The organism is Micromonospora sicca, from assembly GCF_003172935.1.
Taxonomy (GTDB): domain Bacteria; phylum Actinomycetota; class Actinomycetes; order Mycobacteriales; family Micromonosporaceae; genus Micromonospora; species Micromonospora sicca.
This window is the reverse complement of the sequence record NZ_QGKS01000272.1, coordinates 36,697-52,794: the sequence shown is the minus strand read 5'-3', so window position 1 is coordinate 52,794 and position 16,098 is coordinate 36,697. Positions and strand designations below refer to the sequence as shown.

Genomic DNA, 16,098 nt, shown 5'->3' with positions numbered 1-16,098 from the left:
GATGGGCGGTCGAGCGCACATTCTCCTGGATCAACCGGTGCCGACGCACCGTCCGCGACTACGAACGGCTACCCGACCACCACGCCGCGATGGTCCAATGGGCCATGATCATCGTCATGACCCGCCGTCTCGCCCGCCACCAAAACACCTGAAACCCTTATTTACCAGGCTCTGAGAGGCAGGGCGGAACGTTCGTGCTGTCCGAGCACGAGCATGCGGCCGGGTTCACCTTGCCCGATTTCCTTCTGACCGATCGGCTGCGCACGGCAGAGAGCGCGGATCCCACGCTTCGAGTTATCCGCGCCTACGAACGTCGTCATCGAGGATGACCGTCTTTCGCGCATCGGCACGACCCGCCGCCGAGGCGATCCGCTTGCTGTAACAGGCCGTAGCGCGCGGTTGGCGGCAGATCCGTATGTTCGCGCGACGGCCTTGCCGGCCGGAGTGACGGTGAAGGCCCTCCAGACCCGGCTGAGTTCGGAGTTGCGGTCGCAGTACTGCGGCTGGGACTCCGTGTGCTGGGGTATCGCCGACGGTGGTTCCCGCCCGGAGGCGCACTGCCGGGCGGCTGCGCTGTCGTCAGCGAGCGAATTTCTCGATGGCGGCCGCGGTGACAGGGGTGAAAAAGTTGACAAGGTTGCCGTCGGGGTCACGGAACAGCAGCGACCGGTTGCCCCAGGGCATCGTGGTGGGCTCGTTGACGAAGTCCTCAACGAAGCTGGCCAGGTTCTGATACACGCTGTCCACGTCGTCGACGAGGAACTCGTTGATCACAGTGCGGTTGTCGGCCGGATGGGCGGAGCCAGGCGCGAACAGCGGGACGGTGCGGGTGCTGCCGATCGCGAGGGTGCCGGAGGCGGTCCGCAGCTCAGCGAAGTCCTCGGTGGCCCAGTCCGCCCGCACTCCCGTGGCCCGCTCGTAGAAGTCGACGAGGCGCGCGATGTCGCCCGTGATGATGCGGATCGAGACGAGGTTCATGTAGATCTCCTTGATCGGTGGATCCGTTCGAGATGCCACGCTAGGACTAATACTGGACAGAATCGGTCCAGTATTCACGCTAAGTTTGGTCAGTGGCTCGACCTACTGTCCAGGTTCTTACCCTGCTGGAACTCCTGCAGTCAGGCGGCACCCGGACGGTGGCCGAACTCGCCGACCGGCTCGGCGTCGACGGGCGCACCGTGCGGCGGTACGTAGGCCACCTGATCGACCTCGACGTGCCCGTCGAGTCGGTGCGCGGTCGCTACGGCGGGTACCGACTCGCTCCCGGGTACCGCATGCCGCCGCTCATGCTCAGCGACGACGAAGCCCTCGCCGTGCTGCTCGGTCTGGTCGCCGGTCGCCGAACAGGGTTGATGACGACGGCCGGCACGGCGAGTGAGACGGCAGAGGCCAAGATCCGCCGCGTACTGCCCGAGCGCCTCGCTCGCAGACTTGGTACCGTGCTCGAGGCCCTCGCCTTCACGGCTCCGCTCGGCGAATTCGCCGCCCCGCAGACCGTGGTCCTGCTCGCTATCGCCGATGCGGTGCGCTATCGCCGGCCGATCTCGATCAGATACACCGCCGCCGACGGCCGGCGCAGTAAGCGCACGCTGCACCCGTACGGGCTCGTCGCCCATTCGGGCCGGTGGTACGTCACAGGTGCGGACCCCGAGATCGGCGAGGAACGGACATTCCGGCTTGATCGCATCACAGACGCGAGGACCCTGCCCGGCTCGTTCGAGCCAGCCGCCGGACTCGATCCGGCGCAGCGCGTTCTCTCAGCGCTCGCCAAGGCCCCGTACCGGCATGAAGTGACCCTGCGGATCCAGGCGACGGTGGAGCAGATCCGCGCCCGACTTCCCGCCAGCGTCGCGAGTGTGGAGGAGTCCCCGTCCCCGGCAGACGCAGATCCCAAGGCCGAGGGCTGGCTGCGCGTCGAACTGCGGGCGGAGCGGCTTGACTGGCTGCCTCCGGTGCTCGCGTCGCTCGACCGGCCGTTCGTCATCGAGCGGCCGGATGAACTCCGCGGCCTCGTCATCGCGCTCGCCGACCGGCTCGCGACCTCCGCCCGCAGAGTCCGTCCCACACATGACCGCAGCCCCTGAGGCCTGGTTGCACAGCCCCTGGCTCCCGTGCGACGCGGACCGCGGACTGCCCGGTGGGCGCCAGTCAGCGGGGTTGAATTCTGTCACTTTGACAAGCGCTCATCGGCAGTTCCCCGCACACTCAGCGGAAGATCAGTGCGGAGCGCCCATCACCGACTGTGACGAGCCAGCGCGCACGCAGGGCGGCAGATGTGCGCACCGGATCAAGCCGTGGGTTCCGAGACTGGCCGGCCTGGCAGCTGCCGGTCGGCCGGACGATCAGGTGGCTGCCGAAGTGAGCCGCGCCGGTCCTGAGCACGAGCCAGGGCTGAGCTCAGTTCACGGGCGGTGCCCAGGTAGGGCGTCTGATCAGGCAGAATGGGTGGCCAGCCGGATCGGCGTACACGTGATCGCCGGGCAACCGCCGCGCGCCCAGCGCGAGCACTGCCTCCCCCGCCGCAGCCTGGTCGTCAACCATCACGTCGAGGTGCATCTGCTGCGGCACTGCCGGCTCCGGCCACGTAGGCGGCGTCAGGTCGGCGGCGCGCTGAAACGCCAGCCCGGACGCCGCCGTGCTGGCCGACACGACGACGAAGTCCTCGTCCGCGTAGGTGATCGGGTCGCCGAGGACCGCGCTCCAGAACCGCGCCTCGGCCATCGGATCCGAGCAGTCGACGATCAGATGGTGGAGCCGACCGAACGGCAAAGCGAACACCTCCTTCGTGGTCAGGCCCCGGGCCAGCACGGTCAGTATGGCCGCTTCCGGCGCAAGGGAAACGTCATGTCTGGAGCGTGTTCGTTCATCGTCGCCTAGGCTGTGACGCCACAAGGGACTGCTACCCGGGCGGACAGCGGCAGATCCGCGTACGTGACCTTGGTTGGCCGAGACTTGACGCGGGGCCGTTAGGAACTCCGCGATTTCGGTGCGGGCGGCCCTGGAGGTGTAGGAGAGCCGAAGATCGGTTCCGACGCGGTAGTGGCCGGTGCGGGGCAGGTCCGGTCGAGGTCGCTGTCTCGCACGAGAGTGCCAAGCACGCCTACGGCTCTCTCGTTGTCGACCACGACGAAGATCTGGTATCGCTGCAGGGCGGAGACATCCTCCGGAACTGGAGCGCGAGCAGGAGGTCACGCCGCCATGCCGACTCGACCGTCGTTCGTGGTCACCGGGGGCGCTCGAGGCGTCGGTCGGGCCATCACCGAACGCCTGGCTCGCGACGGTCAGGTCGTCGTGCTGGATGTCACCGGTCAACTTGCCTGGCAGCACGAACGCATCGTGCTGGTCACCGGCGACGCCCGCGATCCTGAGACGGCCCAGCGAGCGGCCGCGACCGCCGAGGCCACGGGCCCGCTGCTCGGCTGGGTCAACAACGCCGCGATCTTCCGCGACGCCGGTCTCGGCGACGCCTCGGCCGCCCAGATCCTGGACCTCGTCACCGCGAACCTGGCCCTGGCCCTCACCGGCTGCCACACCGCGGTCAACCACTTCTTGGCGCACGAGCGCGACGGCGCCATCGTCAACGTCTCCTCCCACCAGGCGCAGCGCCCTGTCCGCGGAGCACTGCCCTACGCGACCGCGAAGGCGGCGGTCGAGGGCTTGACCCGCGCCGTGGCCGTGGATCACGGGCCGGCCGGCATTCGCACCAACGCCGTCGCGCTGGGCTCCATCGCCACCGACCGGTTCGAGCAGTACCGTGCCCAGCACCCCGAAGTGGACGTCCAGATGGCCGCACTGCATCCGCTGGGCAGAGTGGGCGACCCGAGCGAGGTGGCAAACGCCGTCGCCTTCTTGTTGTCTCCCGCCGCCGGATTCGTCAACGGCGTCGTCCTTGCCGTTGACGGCGGACGAGCAGCCAACGGCCTCGACCCCGAAGCCACCTGACCGGAACCGAGCACCCATCGCGGCTATGAGCGCGCATCTGGCGACCTAAGCCGGCTGTCCACCGACCCCCTGGCCTGGTAGATAGTGACCATGGCGAAACGGTCTGGCGGATTCGGTAGAGCGCTCATGCGAGGGTTTCTGCGTACGGCCGTGTGGCTGTACCGGCGCAGCGGCGGGAAGCTCGGCGGCAAGATGTTCGGCGCACCGGTGCTGTTGCTGACCACGACCGGGCGCAAGTCGGGGCGGTCGTGGACCGTACCGTTGATGTACCAGACCGACGGCGACCGATGGGTGATCATCGCGTCCAACGGCGGCAGCGCCAGGCACCCCGCCTGGTGGCTCAATCTGCGCTCGCAGCCGGACGCCTTACAGATCGGCCGGCAGACGTACCTGGTCACCGCCGTCGAAACCGCTGGCGAGGACCGCGAGCGCCTGTGGCAGCAGATGGCCGACATGTACAAGGGCTACGACGGGTACGCGCGCAAGACCACCCGCCAGATCCCCGTGGTTGTACTGCAAAGGCGCTAACGCATGCTGCCCGACGGTTTGCACGCCCGCAATGCGGCATGTGCGGATGCCCGGTACGGGGATGATCCAGGAGATCGATCGCGGGGAGGCCGGCCGCTGATTGTGCTGTGCCCGGTACTCCGCCACGCTTGCCGGGTGCCCGATCTTGACTTCTTCGTCGACGTGGTGGTCAGCGGCGCCGTGCTGGGCGTGGGCCTGACGGACTCACCGGACGAAGTAGCCCGCACGCTGGGTGGCGACTTCGCAGAGGACCGAAACCGCGCCGTGATGCGGCGTGACTACGGCTTGGTGGAGTTCTCCTGGGCGCGGCGTCCCGGAGCCGACTCCTGGCAGGCGACCGGCTTCACCGTGCAGGCGCATCGCCTGGCGAGCATCACGGTCACGGAGGCACTCGTGCATCGGTACGGGCCGTTCGGCCGGCAGCTGCGGTTCACGCAGTTGAACGCCGAATTGAACCGCCTCGGCTACCACCTGCAGGAGATCACCGACCAGGCCGATGCAAACTATCGGCGGTACTGGCTTGCCGAGTCGCGGATATCCCTCCTCGTCGCCACCACCGGGTATCAGGAGATGATCGATGCCGGTGACGTCTGGTCGATCAGCGCACCCCATCCGCCCGAGCTTGTGGCCGCCGGCAGACTCGGCGGGCAGCGCCGGGCCGTCAAGGACGGGTTGGTCCACCTGCTCCAGCTCGACGAGCACCAGCGCCGGCAGTGGCTGGACCGCCGCCAGCCGGCACCGCACGAGCGAGCCAACTGGTGGCTGTACCTGCTGCTGGTCATCGATCAGCACCTGGGAGACCAGTCGGACCGGCGGGCGGACTGGGCGGAGCTGAAGCTCTGGCTGCTGCGGCAGGGACGGGCCTGGGCTGTGTTCAGCGACGCCGATAGTGCGGAGAAGCTGGCGTACTTCGTGGCGGACATGCGGCGCAAGGGGGTCGCGTTGGCGGTGCTGCCGTCGGCTGACGACATCGTCAGGGCCTGCCTGGACGCTATCCCGGTCGGTCTGAACGAGGTGGCTGTGCTCGTTGACCGGCGACACCTGGGCGGTCTTGACCGTACGCAGATGCGTCACTCCCGGCAGGCGAGGAATCTGGTCAGCGCAGCCCAGGGGCACCTGGACGAAGTCCTGGATACGCACCTCGCCGATCAGCTGCGCGAGTGGATCGATATCAAGCCGCGCCTCGTGTAGCAGCTGGCCTCATCCGAACAAGCAGACGCGCACGCTCGCCTCGGCCAATGCACGCTCATCGCCACGACCACGCGATCAGCGGCATGTGAGGACATTGGCAAGCCGCTTGGAGACGGAACCGGCGTTCACCGGGCAGGATGAGTTCTGGCGCGGCGGCGGATCAGGATCCTCGTCATGGCGGCGGCCGCAATTAAGCCCAGGCCACAGTGGACGGCGAGCACGCCGAACAGGCTGGGGCCACCCCAGTCGTGGCGATAGGTGCTCGGATCTGTCATATCGATCACGAACGGTTCAACGAGCGCCCGCCCGACGAGATAGAAACCGAGTACGAAACCTGCGACTGTTGCGATCTTCCGCATGCTCAACTCCGTGGGTTGGTGACGCATGGCGACCTAACCGGAGAGCCTAGGAATGCCAGACGGAGCGCCGCGTCGGGGACGACCCCGGTATGACCCCTGACCTGACCCCCAGCATTAGCCTGCGACTCACCCAGCGCTCGGCGATCCGGCTGTGTCACCTACTTCTGGCATCCAGAGGCCGCGCCGCTGCCGATCAGTGCGCGCGCGAAAGTACGGCATGCTCCTGGCGCGGCCCCCCTGAGAGCCGGAGAAGAACACGTCCTCATTCGGCACGACCGGATGCCCGACGCGCGACCTGCGGCAGATCCGCATGGGTCAGAATGTGCCGATGACGATCTCCGCTGACGACTCCGGTCCGGTCCGGATTGTGCCGGCCGTTCTTCGCGACGGCGATCGGGTGTTGCTGTGTCATCGAAGCGCCGGACGCCGTTGGTATCCCGACGTGTGGGACCTGCCGGGCGGTCATGTTGAGGAGGGGGAGGATCCGAAAGAGAGCCTTGTCCGCGAGCTTCGGGAGGAGTTGGGAATCACGGCATCGGAGCCGTCCAGCCCGCCGATGCATGAGATCCGGACCGCGACGTTCGACATGCAGATCTGGTTGGTCGACAGGTGGACCGGAACACCCGTCAACGCCGCGCCGGACGAGCACGACGCTGTGGCGTGGTTCGAGACGTCCGACCTTGACAGCCTGCGTCTCGCCCATGAGTCGTATCTCTCGATGCTCACCGCCGTGCTCGTCACGTGACGTCGCTCCGGAAGCCAGGGGTGCGCGCTCATCGGCAGATCCGGTCGTGGTAGCGACCGCTCGGCGGCAATAGCGGATGTTGCCGCGGACCGTCTGGTGGGCGCCTGCGTGAGGATCTCGGGCGTGCATGCCCACGGCTGGCTGGACACGACGGATCGCTTCGGTCCAAGCTGTGACCTGTTCCGGTCGTACGGCAGCACTGGGTGCGCAAGGGCCTGCCGCTGTGCTTGACGGACGACTCAGGCACCGGCAGATCGCACCTGGTCGGGTTGGGTAGCGAAGCCGCCCTGGTCGGAGTTGACTGACCCGCTGCGGCTATTCCTTCCCGGCTGTCGACGAGCCGCCGGCATGGCGGGACTATTTCAACGGGCCTGACCGTGCAGCCCGCCGCCGGCTTTGCGGCTGGCGGCGGGGTGTGGTGGTCGTCAGGCTGCGGGCTGGGCCGTGGCCAGCGGTACAGGCGCCCGCAGCCCGAATGCGCGAACGCCGGCGAAGGCGAAGGCGAAGGCGATTCCGATGATGACTTCGTAGGCGGGCCCGTCGACGGGCAGCGGAACCAGTGTGACCGCACCGACGACGACCAGTGCGACACCGCAGGCCTTCGGCAGCACTCGGGCGCGCAGGCTCGCGACGCCCAGCAGGCGAAGGACGTGTTGGCCAGCCACGCGGCCATGCCGGCCGCCGCCAGGCGGCCGGGTGAATCGGCGTTGAGGATCTGCGGCGCGCTCTCGGCGAAGGTCGGTGCGACGAAGAGGTCGGCGAATATCCATCCGCCCTGGAGGGTCATGTTGGCCAGGCACGCGATGACGGCAACGAGTCCGAGCCGGCCCGCTCGGTCGGCCTGGCGCAGGTAAAGCCCGACCAGCCCCCACGTCATGAGGATGGCCCCGGCGAAGCGGAGTGCTGATGACACGGCGAACGCGCTGGTGACGGCCTCGTCGGAGAAGTGCTCGTAGTGCGGCGGCAGGAGCCGGAGGAAGGACCCGACCGCGAGCAGCAGTCCTCCCATGATCGCGGCGACGGTGCCCGCGCGTGTGAATCGGTCCATCATCGTGCTCCCTTAGTTTGGTCCCGGCGACCCGCTCGGCCACCAGTGCCGACGGTAGGGACGCGGGGACGTCCTTGTCGTCTGCACGCGGTCAGAGGCTGCCCGGCCGCGCGGGTGAGGCCGGATCTGTCTCACGGCAGACGCGCCCGCGGCGGAGTCGGGACTACTGTTCGCTCATGCAGGCCCGGCGGCTCGGCTCGGTTGTGCGGCGCGTGGCGGGGTCGCCGTTGCTCGACATCCTGCTGGCGCTTTCGCTGGCCGGCTACGCCGGGCTCGACGCATTTCCCACCTCGGACTGGCCAGAGCCTCGCTGGGCGTCAGCCGGGCTAGCGGTGACGTCCGCCTGTTTCCTGACGGTACGGCGGATCAGTCCGCTCGTCTCCTTCGCCGGTGCCCTCGGCGCCCTCGCGGTCGTCTACGTGGCATTCGGCCACTACGAGGCGGGCGCCAGCGTGCTCATCGGCCTCGTGGCCGCGTACTCAGTGGGCGCCTACGGCCGCAACCTCCCATTCGCGGTGGCCGTGCTCGCGGGGTTCGCCGCGACGACGGGGCTCGAGCAGCCCGCCGCGGAGGCGGTGCCCGACTTGCTGTGGACCTGCGTCGCGCTGTCCCTGCCGCTCGCCGTGGGCCTGACCGCACGGCGTCTACGCGGGCAGGCACGGGCCGCCGAGCACCGCGCCGACGTGCTGAAACAGGACCAGCAGGCGCTGGCCGAGGCCGCCGCCAGCGAGGAGCGGCGCCGCATCGCGCGCGAGCTGCACGACGTCATCAGCCACAGCCTCGGTGTTGTCGTGCTCCACGCCGGCGCGGCTGAGCAGGTCCTCGACCGCGATCCCGACAAGGCTCGCGAGGCTCTCCGGCTGATCCGCGCCGCCGGGGCAGGAAGCGATCACGGAAATGGGCACCCTCGTCGGACTGATCCGCGACGAGCCGGGGCCAGGACGTGACCCGCAGCCGACCATCTCGAGCGGCTGGTCGCCACGACCAGGTCAGCAGGGCTCGCCGTGCATGTGCAGACCGAGGGGAAGGAGCGTGACCTACCTGCGAGCGTCGAGCTCAACGCGTACCGCGTGGTCCAAGAAGGGCTCACCAACGCGCTCAAGCACGCCGGCCGCGCCGATGTGCGCGTGGTCCTGCGCTACCGCGCCGACGGCATCGAGGTGGAGGTCTCCGACGACGGCGCGGGCACTGGGCAGGGCCCCGGCGGCCGCCGGGGCCTGATCGGGCTAGGCGAGCGGGTCGCCGTGTTCGGCGGCCGGTTCGAGGCCGGGCGCGATCCCCGCGGCGGCTGGAAGGTCCGCGCCTCCTTCCCCACCGAGTCATGATTCGCCTCCTCCTCGCCGACGACCAGGCCGTCGTACGCGCAGGCCTGCGCACCATCTTGGAGTCCCGAGCGGATCTGGAAGTCGTCGGCGAGGCAGCCGACGGCGCCGAGGCGGTGACCCTCGCGAAAACGCTGGAACCCGATGTCGTACTGATGGACATCCGCATGCCCGTGCTCGACGGCATCGAGGCGACTCGCCGACTCGCGCGAGCAACAGCCCGTAGCCGAGTGCTCGTGCTCACTACGTACGGCATCGACCAGTACGTGTACGAGGCACTGCGCGCCGGCGCGGCGGGATTCCTCCTCAAGACCGATCCACCGGAGCGCATCGTCGACGCCGTACGCGTCGTCGCCGCCGGGGACGCGCTCCTAGGGCCGGAGACCACCCGCCGCCTCATCGAACGCTTCCTCGCCGGCCCACCGCCGCATGCCTCTCGGCCAGCGGAGCTGGACGCCCTCACCGATCGCGAGCTCGACGTGTTGCGCCAAGTAGCACGCGGTCTGTCCAACCACGAGATCGCCGCTGGTCTGTTCATCGGCGACGGCACGGTCAAGACGCATGTCGCGCACATCCTCGCCAAGCTCGGCCTGCGCGACCGGGTGCAAGTCGTCGTCTACGCCTACGAGCACGCCCTCGTCCACCCCGGAGCGGTCGGCCATCCGCCGCCAGGCCAGTAGGACCGGAACATCCTCAACTCGGCACGACCGGACGCCGGCTCCATCCGCTTGCCGTGACGCTGCATAGCGCACGGTCGGCGGCAGAAGCGTGCATCTGACCATGGCCGAGGTGCGACCAGTGGCGAAGCCGAAGCCGGGTACGGGTCGGCAGGGAATCCCCTGCAGTCGCTAATGTCGTCATCGTGAGCGATCATCACGGCGGCGCTTGGACGCTGCACCGGCGCGACGACGGCGGGGTACTTGCTGATCTCGTGGTGACCGGTGGCGACTTCCCGTGGCTGGACGCTCGTGTCGACCCGCGGGAGGGGCTCGCGGAGGTCCGGCCGCTCTTCGCCGAGGAACTGCGGCTGCTCGATGGTATCGATGAGGATGTCGAGTCCTGGGAGCGCGCGTACGAGGCAGTCCGAAACGCCGTGACGCTTCGGTACCCGGAGGGCCAGGAGGTTCCAGAGTTCCTTCTCCACATCGATGGCAACGAGGCGTGGTGGCGGTGGAGTGACGAGCCGTTTGACGAGGAGGACGCCTAGCCAGCGCGTTCGCTCGGCGGCAGATGTGCGTGCCGCTTCAGCAGACCCAGCAGTAGAGGGAGTTCCTGCTCGCCACTGCGTTGGCCGCCAGCGCCGCCACCTCTCTGATGAGCTCATGGGCAAGCTCGTCGTCGATGGCTTCACCCTCCTCGGCCCGCAGCCCGCTCCATCGCTCTGCCATTCCGTCAAGGTCCTCGGCCCCAGCATCAGCCAACGCCTCCGTGAGCTCGCGAGAGATGAGCAGGACCAGAGGGCTGTCGTTGCCGGCGACCACGTCCGGGCCTCCCGCAGCGATGAGTTGTTCAAGGGCCCGGTCCGTCAGAAGGCTCTCCCACTCCTCGAGCGTCGACCAGACGTCGAAGTTGCCGTAAGTCGCCGACTCGAAATCCTCACCGGGCCCGTTCCCGACAACACCCCGCGCGATCGTGTTGTCGCGCGCAACGAAGAACTTGATGATCGAACTCACGTCGTCATTATCGAGTCTTGCCGCGGGCGCGCCCTCGGCAGCCGTGGCCGATGATCAACCGGCGCGCACGGCTGCGGCAGATCCGGCGCGTTCCGACCTGAGCGCGGCAGGCCCTGTCAGCGGTCCGCAAAGTACTCGTCAACTGGGCACGGGCTGCTTATCGGTAGAGCGGCTGGTCCTGGGTGGGGTCCGTGGGAACCACATCGAGGCGCAGGTCGGTGGTGAGTTGGGTGATCAGCGCCCGGGTCCCGCCGATCCCGGCCCAGTGCGGATCGACGTCCTTGGCCACGCACCAGGCGTGATCTGCGGGCCAGGCGAACGCCGGCTCGGCGTTGCTGAGACGACGCTGGCCCGGCCACCCCGCAGCGGTGTCCCATGTGCCGACGTCGGCTAACGGCCCTCGAAACAACCAGTACGCACGGTGGGGCACCACAACCTTGGGTGCACGCGACATCGAGGGCGGGGCAGCGGGTGTGGGCGCCAGTCCCGGCCGGCTGCCGGACCGCTCGAGCGGCGCGCCGGTGTTCTCTTCATCGATGTACACGGCGTCGTCGTCGGCTGCGTCGTCGGCGTCGCCGAAGCCTTCCCAGACGCAGAAGTAGCAGTCTTCCGGGGTCGTGGTGTGGGTGGCCAGCACCTCGAAAAGGGTGGGCAGCTGGTCGGTGAGCCAGTCCGCGTCGACGTCGTTCTCGCTTTGGCCGGGACGTGTCGGATCGGGCAGGAACCGAAGCCGCGCGTAGGCGTCGAAGCCCGAGGGCCGAGGCCCACAAGCTGCTGCCACGGCAGGTCGCTGTGGGCGATCCAGTCGGCGGCCGACAGTTCCCGACAGAAGTTGAGTGTCACGTTCCGGTTCTACCGCGAAGCCCCGTACCGGCGCATCTGCCGGGTCACGCCGCCGGGTCAGATATCAGATAAGGAGTGAACTGCCGCCCAAGGGCAGGCAGGAGCAGGCTTATGGGTGCTGCCTTTGTCGGTACGGATCACAGCGCGCCGGGGTGATGCCCCGAGACCACCGCAGGTTTCTAACGGCGACCGACGCAACCGCGATCATCAGCTGAGCGCGGATCGCGGCAGATCCGGATGCCGGAGCACGGCGACGTCAGGCATCATCCCGGGATGGATGCCAGCGAGGTCAGGGTCATTTCTGGTTGACGATTTTCGGTCTTTCGTGGACGGCCGCAAGGCGGAAGTGGCCCGTACCAGCGCGGCCGGGGTCCAACTCCTCAACCGGTACCGAGGCCAGCGACTGGACGAGTTGTGGCTGGACCATGACCTGAGCGGGGACGACACGATCTGGCCGGTCGTGGAGCTGCTGGAACGAGCAGCGTTCGAGGGCCGCCCGCTCGACATCGGCGTCGTCTACGTCCACACCGCCAACTCGGCCGGCGCCACAAAGATCGTCCAGGTCCCGCGGCACTGGGGCTAACACGTCCATGCCACGCCCGGCTCAACGGACGTCGGCTATCTCGACCAGCCCGCCAGCGCGAGGTGACCGGCGGTCCGTGCCAGAACGCCACGCGGGACCGCCCAAGCCGCGCGACTCGCGGCATGGGCGCGCACCCAATCTGCGCTCGGCGAGCCCTGGCTGGAATGTGTTATCCGCGAACTCCGAGCTGCCACGATGTGGCTGCACGCGGGCCACGAGGTAGCTCTCAAACTGCTCGTGGAGACGTCGCGTGACGTGGCCGCCGATCGGCGGGACGGCTGTCTGCTACGGCGCGATGCTACGCAGAACGCAGAACTCGTTGCCTTCCGGATCGGCCAGCACCACCCAACTCTGCCTGCCCTGACCGATGTCGACTCGCCCGGCGCCGAGACCGATCAGCCGCTCGACCTCCTCGTCCTGGCTCACGTCGATCGGCATGACGTCAAGATGGAGCCGATTCTTCGTGACCTTGTCCTCCGGGACCCTGATGAACATGACAGTCGAGGGCATCGGCTCCCGGCGCACCGCCTCCACGGTCGGCTCCCACGAGGCGATCTCGACCTGGTCGCCCTTATCCTCGATTACCCGGTAGTCCAAAACGGCAGCCCAGAACCTGGCCAGCCGGTGCGGGTTCCGACAGTCAACCGTCACCTGCAGCAGTCTGCTCGTCATGCGCCCTCTCTTGACAATCGACGTCCTTGCGTCAGCGCGATCGACCCTACAAGGCCGGCTTCCGCTTGGCGTGCATCCCGATTTTCTGACGTCATCCTCACGAGCGAGCCCGTCATCGAAGGTCATGACGGCAGCCCGAGCTGCGGATGGAGTTCTTCGACGTCGCCGCCGTGATCGTCTTTCTTCGTAAGGTGATCTGGACGGTCCCAGGGTTCACGTGCCGGCCTGCCGGGACCGGTTGCGCCCTGCACGAGCAGATCGTGGCGGGCGGCCCGTTCGTCGCCACTCCCGCCGCTTCCTGATCGAGGCCCGCAAACCGGCGCTTCAGGGCTTCGGGGTGCCGAACCAGCTGGAGAGCGCTTCGCGCAGCCCGGGCGCGCCGTCCCCAGCCCAGGCGATGTGCGCGTCCGGACGGATCAGCAGGGCGTCGGCCGGGCGCTGATCGGTTTTGGCGGTGTGGATGTCGACGCGCTGCCCCCAGTCCCGGGCCGCTTGCCTGAGCTCCGGTCGGTCGGCGAGGTCGAGCAGGATCGGCCGGGCCGGGCGCATCAGCTCCGCGACGCTGGTCAGGCCCTGGTCGGTGTGCAGGATGAGGTCGGGGGCGAAGGCACCGGCCAGCGCGTGGTGACCCGTGCCGGGCATCGGGTAACGGATGTCGGCACCGGCGACGAGCGCACCCATCCGGCGCAACGGCTGCTCGTCGGCGAGCAGTTCCTGGAAGAGCTCCCGCAGCGCTTCGGCGGCCGCGTCGTGCCCGCGCCGCAGCGCCACCTGAGCCCGGGTGTGCAGCATCGTGCGGGCGCCGGCGAGGTGGCGTTCGCCGTGGTAGGTGTCCAGCAGGCCGGCCGGTGCCCCGCCGTGCAGGTCGGCGGCCAGCTTCCAGGCCAGGTTGACGGCGTCGAGCAGGCCGGCGTTGAGCGCCACCCCGGTGGCGGGAAACAGGTGGGCCGCGTCACCGGCCAACAGGATCCGCCCGTGCCGGTAGCTGTCGGCCTGCCGGGCCTTGAAGGTGAACCGGGACAGCCGTGTCGCCTCGCCCACCGGCAGCCGCACCCCGAGCACGCGGTGGACGCTGTCCTGCAGTTCGGACACGGTCATCGGGAGGTCGTCGTCGTACTCGGTGCTCTCGTCCTCGATCGTGTAAAGGGAGACGTCCGGGGATCCGGGCGAGGAGCCAACCCCGAAGAGACCGTTTTCCGTACGGGTGAACCCCGCCCGGATCGTGCCGGAGCCGGGCACGTCGAGGTCGCCATTGCCGAGCACGCTCACCGTGTCGGGCAGGGTGACCTGGGCCAGCCGGTTGACCTCCGGATAGGTGACGCCGGGGAACGAGATGCCGGCCCAGTCACGAACCCGGCTGCGCGCGCCGTCGCACCCCACCAGGTAGGACGCGGTCACCTGGTACGGACCGTCCGGCCCCCGTACGTCCACGGTCACCGCGGCATCGTCCTGGCTCAACCCGATCACCTGGTGCCCGCGGCGGATGTCGGCTCCGAGCTCACCGGCGTGCTCGTCGAGCAGCCCCTCGAGTTGCTGTTGCGGGAGCGGCAGGGCGTGCAGCGGCGGATCGGCCAGCCGGGTGAAGTCAAGATGTACCCCGCCAAACGGGAAGCGGGGAGGCGGGACCGGGCCGGTGCAGGCTGCCTCGAAGCGGTCCAGCAGGCCTCGGTAGCGCAGCAACTCCAGGATCTGCCCGCCGAGACCGCCGGCCTTCGGGGTGTCCCGGCGCCGTGGCTGCCGTTCCAGCACCAGCGGCCGGACACCGGCAAGGCGCAGTTCGGCGGCCAGCAGGAGACCGGTCGGGCCGGCACCCACAATGATCACATCGGTATGCTTCATGCGCACCTCTCCAGGTCGTCGATGCTGCCGGACATGATCGTGCGGACGTGCTCGGTGATGCGCTCGAGCGGCCAGTCCCACCAGGCCACGGTGAGGAGCCGGTCGATGTCAGCGTCGCTGTAGCGGCGGCGCAGCAGCCGGGCCGGGTTGCCGCCGACGATGCCGTAGTCGGGGACGTCGTCGACCACGACGGCGCCGGACGCGATGATTGCTCCGTGGCCGATGCGGACGCCCGGCATCACCATGGCTCGGTAGCCCAGCCAGGCGTCGTTGCCCACCACGGTGTCGCCTCGTCCCGGCAGGCCGGTGATGAGGTCGAAGTGCTCGGCCCAGGAACCACCCATGATCGGGAAGGGGAACGTCGAGGGGCCGTTGATGCGGTGGTTGGCCCCGTTCATGATGAACCGCACGCCTTCGCCCAGGGCACAGAACGTCCCGATCACGAGCTTCTCGGGCCCGTAGTGGTAGAGCACGTTTCGGGTCTCGAACGCGGTCGGATCATCCGGGTCGTCGTAGTAGGAGAACTCCCCGGCCTCGATCAGTGGCGAGGTGATCAGTGGTTTCAGCAGTACCACCCGCGGTCGGTCGGGCATCGGGTGCAGCACGGTGGGGTCGGCGGGAACGGGCATCGCAGTCTCTCCTCATCGGAACGGCACGGACCGTGCCGATAAGATCATGCCGGGGAGACCTCTCCGAGTCAAGTACGGCACGTGCCGTACCGTTAAGGTGTCGGAATGACCGACGCACCCCGCCGCCGTGGCGCCGAGCGAACCGATGCCATCATGCTGACCACGCTGGAGCTGGGCCGGGAGATCGGCTACGCCAGGCTGAGCATCGAAGCGGTCGCGGCCCGCGCCGGCGTCGGGAAGCACACGATCTACCGCCGCTGGTCATCCAAGGGTGCCTTGCTGCTCGACTCGCTGCTGTCGCTGAACGAGTCCGGCCTGGACTATCCCGACACCGGCGACATCGCCGCCGACCTGCGGGCGCAGATCTACGCGGCCGTGGACCTGCTCGGTGGGCCGCCCTTCGGCCCGCTGTTCCAGGCCTTGGTCGGCGAGGCCCAGCATGATCGCCAGGTCGCCGTCACGCTGAACGAGCGCTTCATCGCCCCGCAGGCGGACAAGACCGTCGCCCGGCTCAAGGCGGCCCGCGACCAGGGTCAGGTGGCACCCGACTTCGACCTGGAACTGGCGATGGCGATCCTGTCTGGGCCGCTGTACTTCCAGCTGCTGATCACTCAGGAACCGCTGACCCACGAGTATGTGGACCGGGTCCTCGACGCACTCTTCGCCGGGCTGCGGCCTTCCTGACCCGCGCCGGTCAGGCGATCCGTTCGCCGTTGAGGGCGGT

Annotated in this window: 20 protein-coding genes and 1 pseudogene; 12 read left to right on the top strand and 9 right to left on the bottom strand. The window is 68.5% G+C overall.

Annotated elements, in window-relative coordinates:
• Window positions 1–579: 579 nt before the first annotated feature.
• Complete coding sequence (locus DKT69_RS22065) at window positions 580–978, bottom strand: VOC family protein (RefSeq protein WP_109803419.1); 399 nt, start codon at window positions 976–978, stop codon at window positions 580–582.
• Between the two features lie 158 nt (window positions 979–1,136).
• Here DKT69_RS22065 and DKT69_RS22060 point away from each other — a divergent pair, with 158 nt between their 5' ends.
• Complete coding sequence (locus DKT69_RS22060) at window positions 1,137–2,084, top strand: helix-turn-helix transcriptional regulator (protein ID WP_236648154.1); 948 nt, start codon at window positions 1,137–1,139, stop codon at window positions 2,082–2,084.
• A 313-nt stretch (window positions 2,085–2,397) separates the two neighbouring features.
• On the opposite strand, the gene DKT69_RS22055 is transcribed toward DKT69_RS22060, so the two are convergent.
• Complete coding sequence (locus tag DKT69_RS22055; protein WP_255543247.1) at window positions 2,398–2,805, bottom strand: VOC family protein; 408 nt, start codon at window positions 2,803–2,805, stop codon at window positions 2,398–2,400.
• 393 nt (window positions 2,806–3,198) lie between these two features.
• Between DKT69_RS22055 and DKT69_RS22050 the strand changes: the two genes are divergently transcribed.
• The 3 genes from DKT69_RS22050 to DKT69_RS22040 all read left to right on the top strand — a co-directional run bounded on the left by DKT69_RS22050 (window position 3,199) and on the right by DKT69_RS22040 (window position 5,661).
• Window positions 3,199–3,942 (top strand): SDR family NAD(P)-dependent oxidoreductase, encoded by a 744-nt coding sequence (locus DKT69_RS22050; protein ID WP_109803417.1) that lies wholly within the window; start codon window positions 3,199–3,201, stop codon window positions 3,940–3,942.
• Window positions 3,943–4,092: 150 nt separating this feature from the next.
• The gene (locus DKT69_RS22045) at window positions 4,093–4,470 is read left to right on the top strand and encodes a nitroreductase family deazaflavin-dependent oxidoreductase (protein ID WP_201749790.1); all 378 of its coding nucleotides are present in this window, start codon (window positions 4,093–4,095) and stop codon (window positions 4,468–4,470) included.
• A 135-nt stretch (window positions 4,471–4,605) separates the two neighbouring features.
• Window positions 4,606–5,661 (top strand): hypothetical protein, encoded by a 1,056-nt coding sequence (locus tag DKT69_RS22040; protein WP_109803415.1) that lies wholly within the window; start codon window positions 4,606–4,608, stop codon window positions 5,659–5,661.
• Between the two features lie 125 nt (window positions 5,662–5,786).
• On the opposite strand, the gene DKT69_RS22035 is transcribed toward DKT69_RS22040, so the two are convergent.
• Window positions 5,787–6,020, bottom strand: a complete 234-nt coding sequence (locus DKT69_RS22035) for a hypothetical protein (protein ID WP_109803423.1) — start codon at window positions 6,018–6,020, stop codon at window positions 5,787–5,789.
• Window positions 6,021–6,348: 328 nt separating this feature from the next.
• Here DKT69_RS22035 and DKT69_RS22030 point away from each other — a divergent pair, with 328 nt between their 5' ends.
• Window positions 6,349–6,765, top strand: a complete 417-nt coding sequence (locus DKT69_RS22030) for an NUDIX domain-containing protein (RefSeq protein ID WP_109803422.1) — start codon at window positions 6,349–6,351, stop codon at window positions 6,763–6,765.
• A gap of 425 nt (window positions 6,766–7,190) precedes the next feature.
• Here DKT69_RS22030 and DKT69_RS37855 read toward each other — a convergent pair whose 3' ends face one another.
• Window positions 7,191–7,430, bottom strand: coding sequence for a hypothetical protein (locus tag DKT69_RS37855; protein ID WP_146231174.1), 240 nt, complete (start codon window positions 7,428–7,430; stop codon window positions 7,191–7,193).
• Window positions 7,431–7,989: 559 nt separating this feature from the next.
• Here DKT69_RS37855 and DKT69_RS22015 point away from each other — a divergent pair.
• From DKT69_RS22015 to DKT69_RS22000, 4 genes are all read left to right on the top strand, one after another.
• Complete coding sequence (locus DKT69_RS22015) at window positions 7,990–8,760, top strand: histidine kinase (RefSeq protein ID WP_109803413.1); 771 nt, start codon at window positions 7,990–7,992, stop codon at window positions 8,758–8,760.
• 57 nt (window positions 8,761–8,817) lie between these two features.
• Window positions 8,818–9,138, top strand: a complete 321-nt coding sequence (locus DKT69_RS22010) for a sensor histidine kinase (protein ID WP_146231173.1) — start codon at window positions 8,818–8,820, stop codon at window positions 9,136–9,138.
• Window positions 9,135–9,815 carry a response regulator gene (locus DKT69_RS22005; RefSeq protein ID WP_109803411.1) on the top strand — a complete coding sequence of 227 codons (681 nt, stop codon included), beginning with the start codon at window positions 9,135–9,137 and terminating at the stop codon, window positions 9,813–9,815. Before DKT69_RS22010 ends, DKT69_RS22005 begins: the two co-directional genes overlap by 4 nt.
• Window positions 9,816–9,997: 182 nt before the next feature.
• Window positions 9,998–10,342, top strand: a complete 345-nt coding sequence (locus DKT69_RS22000; protein WP_109803410.1) for a hypothetical protein — start codon at window positions 9,998–10,000, stop codon at window positions 10,340–10,342.
• A gap of 37 nt (window positions 10,343–10,379) precedes the next feature.
• Here DKT69_RS22000 and DKT69_RS21995 read toward each other — a convergent pair whose 3' ends face one another.
• Together DKT69_RS21995 and DKT69_RS39085 are read right to left on the bottom strand one after the other, a co-directional pair.
• Complete coding sequence (locus DKT69_RS21995) at window positions 10,380–10,808, bottom strand: hypothetical protein (RefSeq protein ID WP_109803409.1); 429 nt, start codon at window positions 10,806–10,808, stop codon at window positions 10,380–10,382.
• Between the two features lie 157 nt (window positions 10,809–10,965).
• Window positions 10,966–11,445, bottom strand: a complete 480-nt coding sequence (locus DKT69_RS39085; RefSeq protein WP_201749788.1) for a hypothetical protein — start codon at window positions 11,443–11,445, stop codon at window positions 10,966–10,968.
• A 483-nt stretch (window positions 11,446–11,928) separates the two neighbouring features.
• On the opposite strand from DKT69_RS39085, the pseudogene DKT69_RS21985 reads away from it, so the two are divergent.
• A pseudogene (locus tag DKT69_RS21985) lies at window positions 11,929–12,231 on the top strand (cyclic-phosphate processing receiver domain-containing protein); the annotation flags it as partial.
• Window positions 12,232–12,519: 288 nt separating this feature from the next.
• Here DKT69_RS21985 and DKT69_RS21980 read toward each other — a convergent pair.
• Window positions 12,520–12,906 carry a VOC family protein gene (locus DKT69_RS21980; protein ID WP_109803407.1) on the bottom strand — a complete coding sequence of 129 codons (387 nt, stop codon included), beginning with the start codon at window positions 12,904–12,906 and terminating at the stop codon, window positions 12,520–12,522.
• A gap of 146 nt (window positions 12,907–13,052) precedes the next feature.
• Here DKT69_RS21980 and DKT69_RS38455 point away from each other — a divergent pair, with 146 nt between their 5' ends.
• Window positions 13,053–13,208 (top strand): hypothetical protein, encoded by a 156-nt coding sequence (locus DKT69_RS38455; protein ID WP_161557923.1) that lies wholly within the window; start codon window positions 13,053–13,055, stop codon window positions 13,206–13,208.
• A gap of 22 nt (window positions 13,209–13,230) precedes the next feature.
• Here DKT69_RS38455 and DKT69_RS21975 read toward each other — a convergent pair whose 3' ends face one another.
• The gene (locus tag DKT69_RS21975; protein ID WP_109803406.1) at window positions 13,231–14,745 is read right to left on the bottom strand and encodes an FAD-dependent monooxygenase; all 1,515 of its coding nucleotides are present in this window, start codon (window positions 14,743–14,745) and stop codon (window positions 13,231–13,233) included.
• Window positions 14,742–15,374: a CatB-related O-acetyltransferase gene (locus DKT69_RS21970; protein WP_109803405.1), complete on the bottom strand. Its 633-nt coding sequence runs from the start codon at window positions 15,372–15,374 to the stop codon at window positions 14,742–14,744. The genes DKT69_RS21975 and DKT69_RS21970 overlap by 4 nt, the downstream gene beginning before the upstream one ends.
• 105 nt (window positions 15,375–15,479) lie before the next feature.
• On the opposite strand from DKT69_RS21970, the gene DKT69_RS21965 reads away from it, so the two are divergent.
• Window positions 15,480–16,058, top strand: a complete 579-nt coding sequence (locus DKT69_RS21965; protein ID WP_109803404.1) for a TetR/AcrR family transcriptional regulator — start codon at window positions 15,480–15,482, stop codon at window positions 16,056–16,058.
• The last annotated feature ends 40 nt before the right edge of the window (window positions 16,059–16,098 follow it).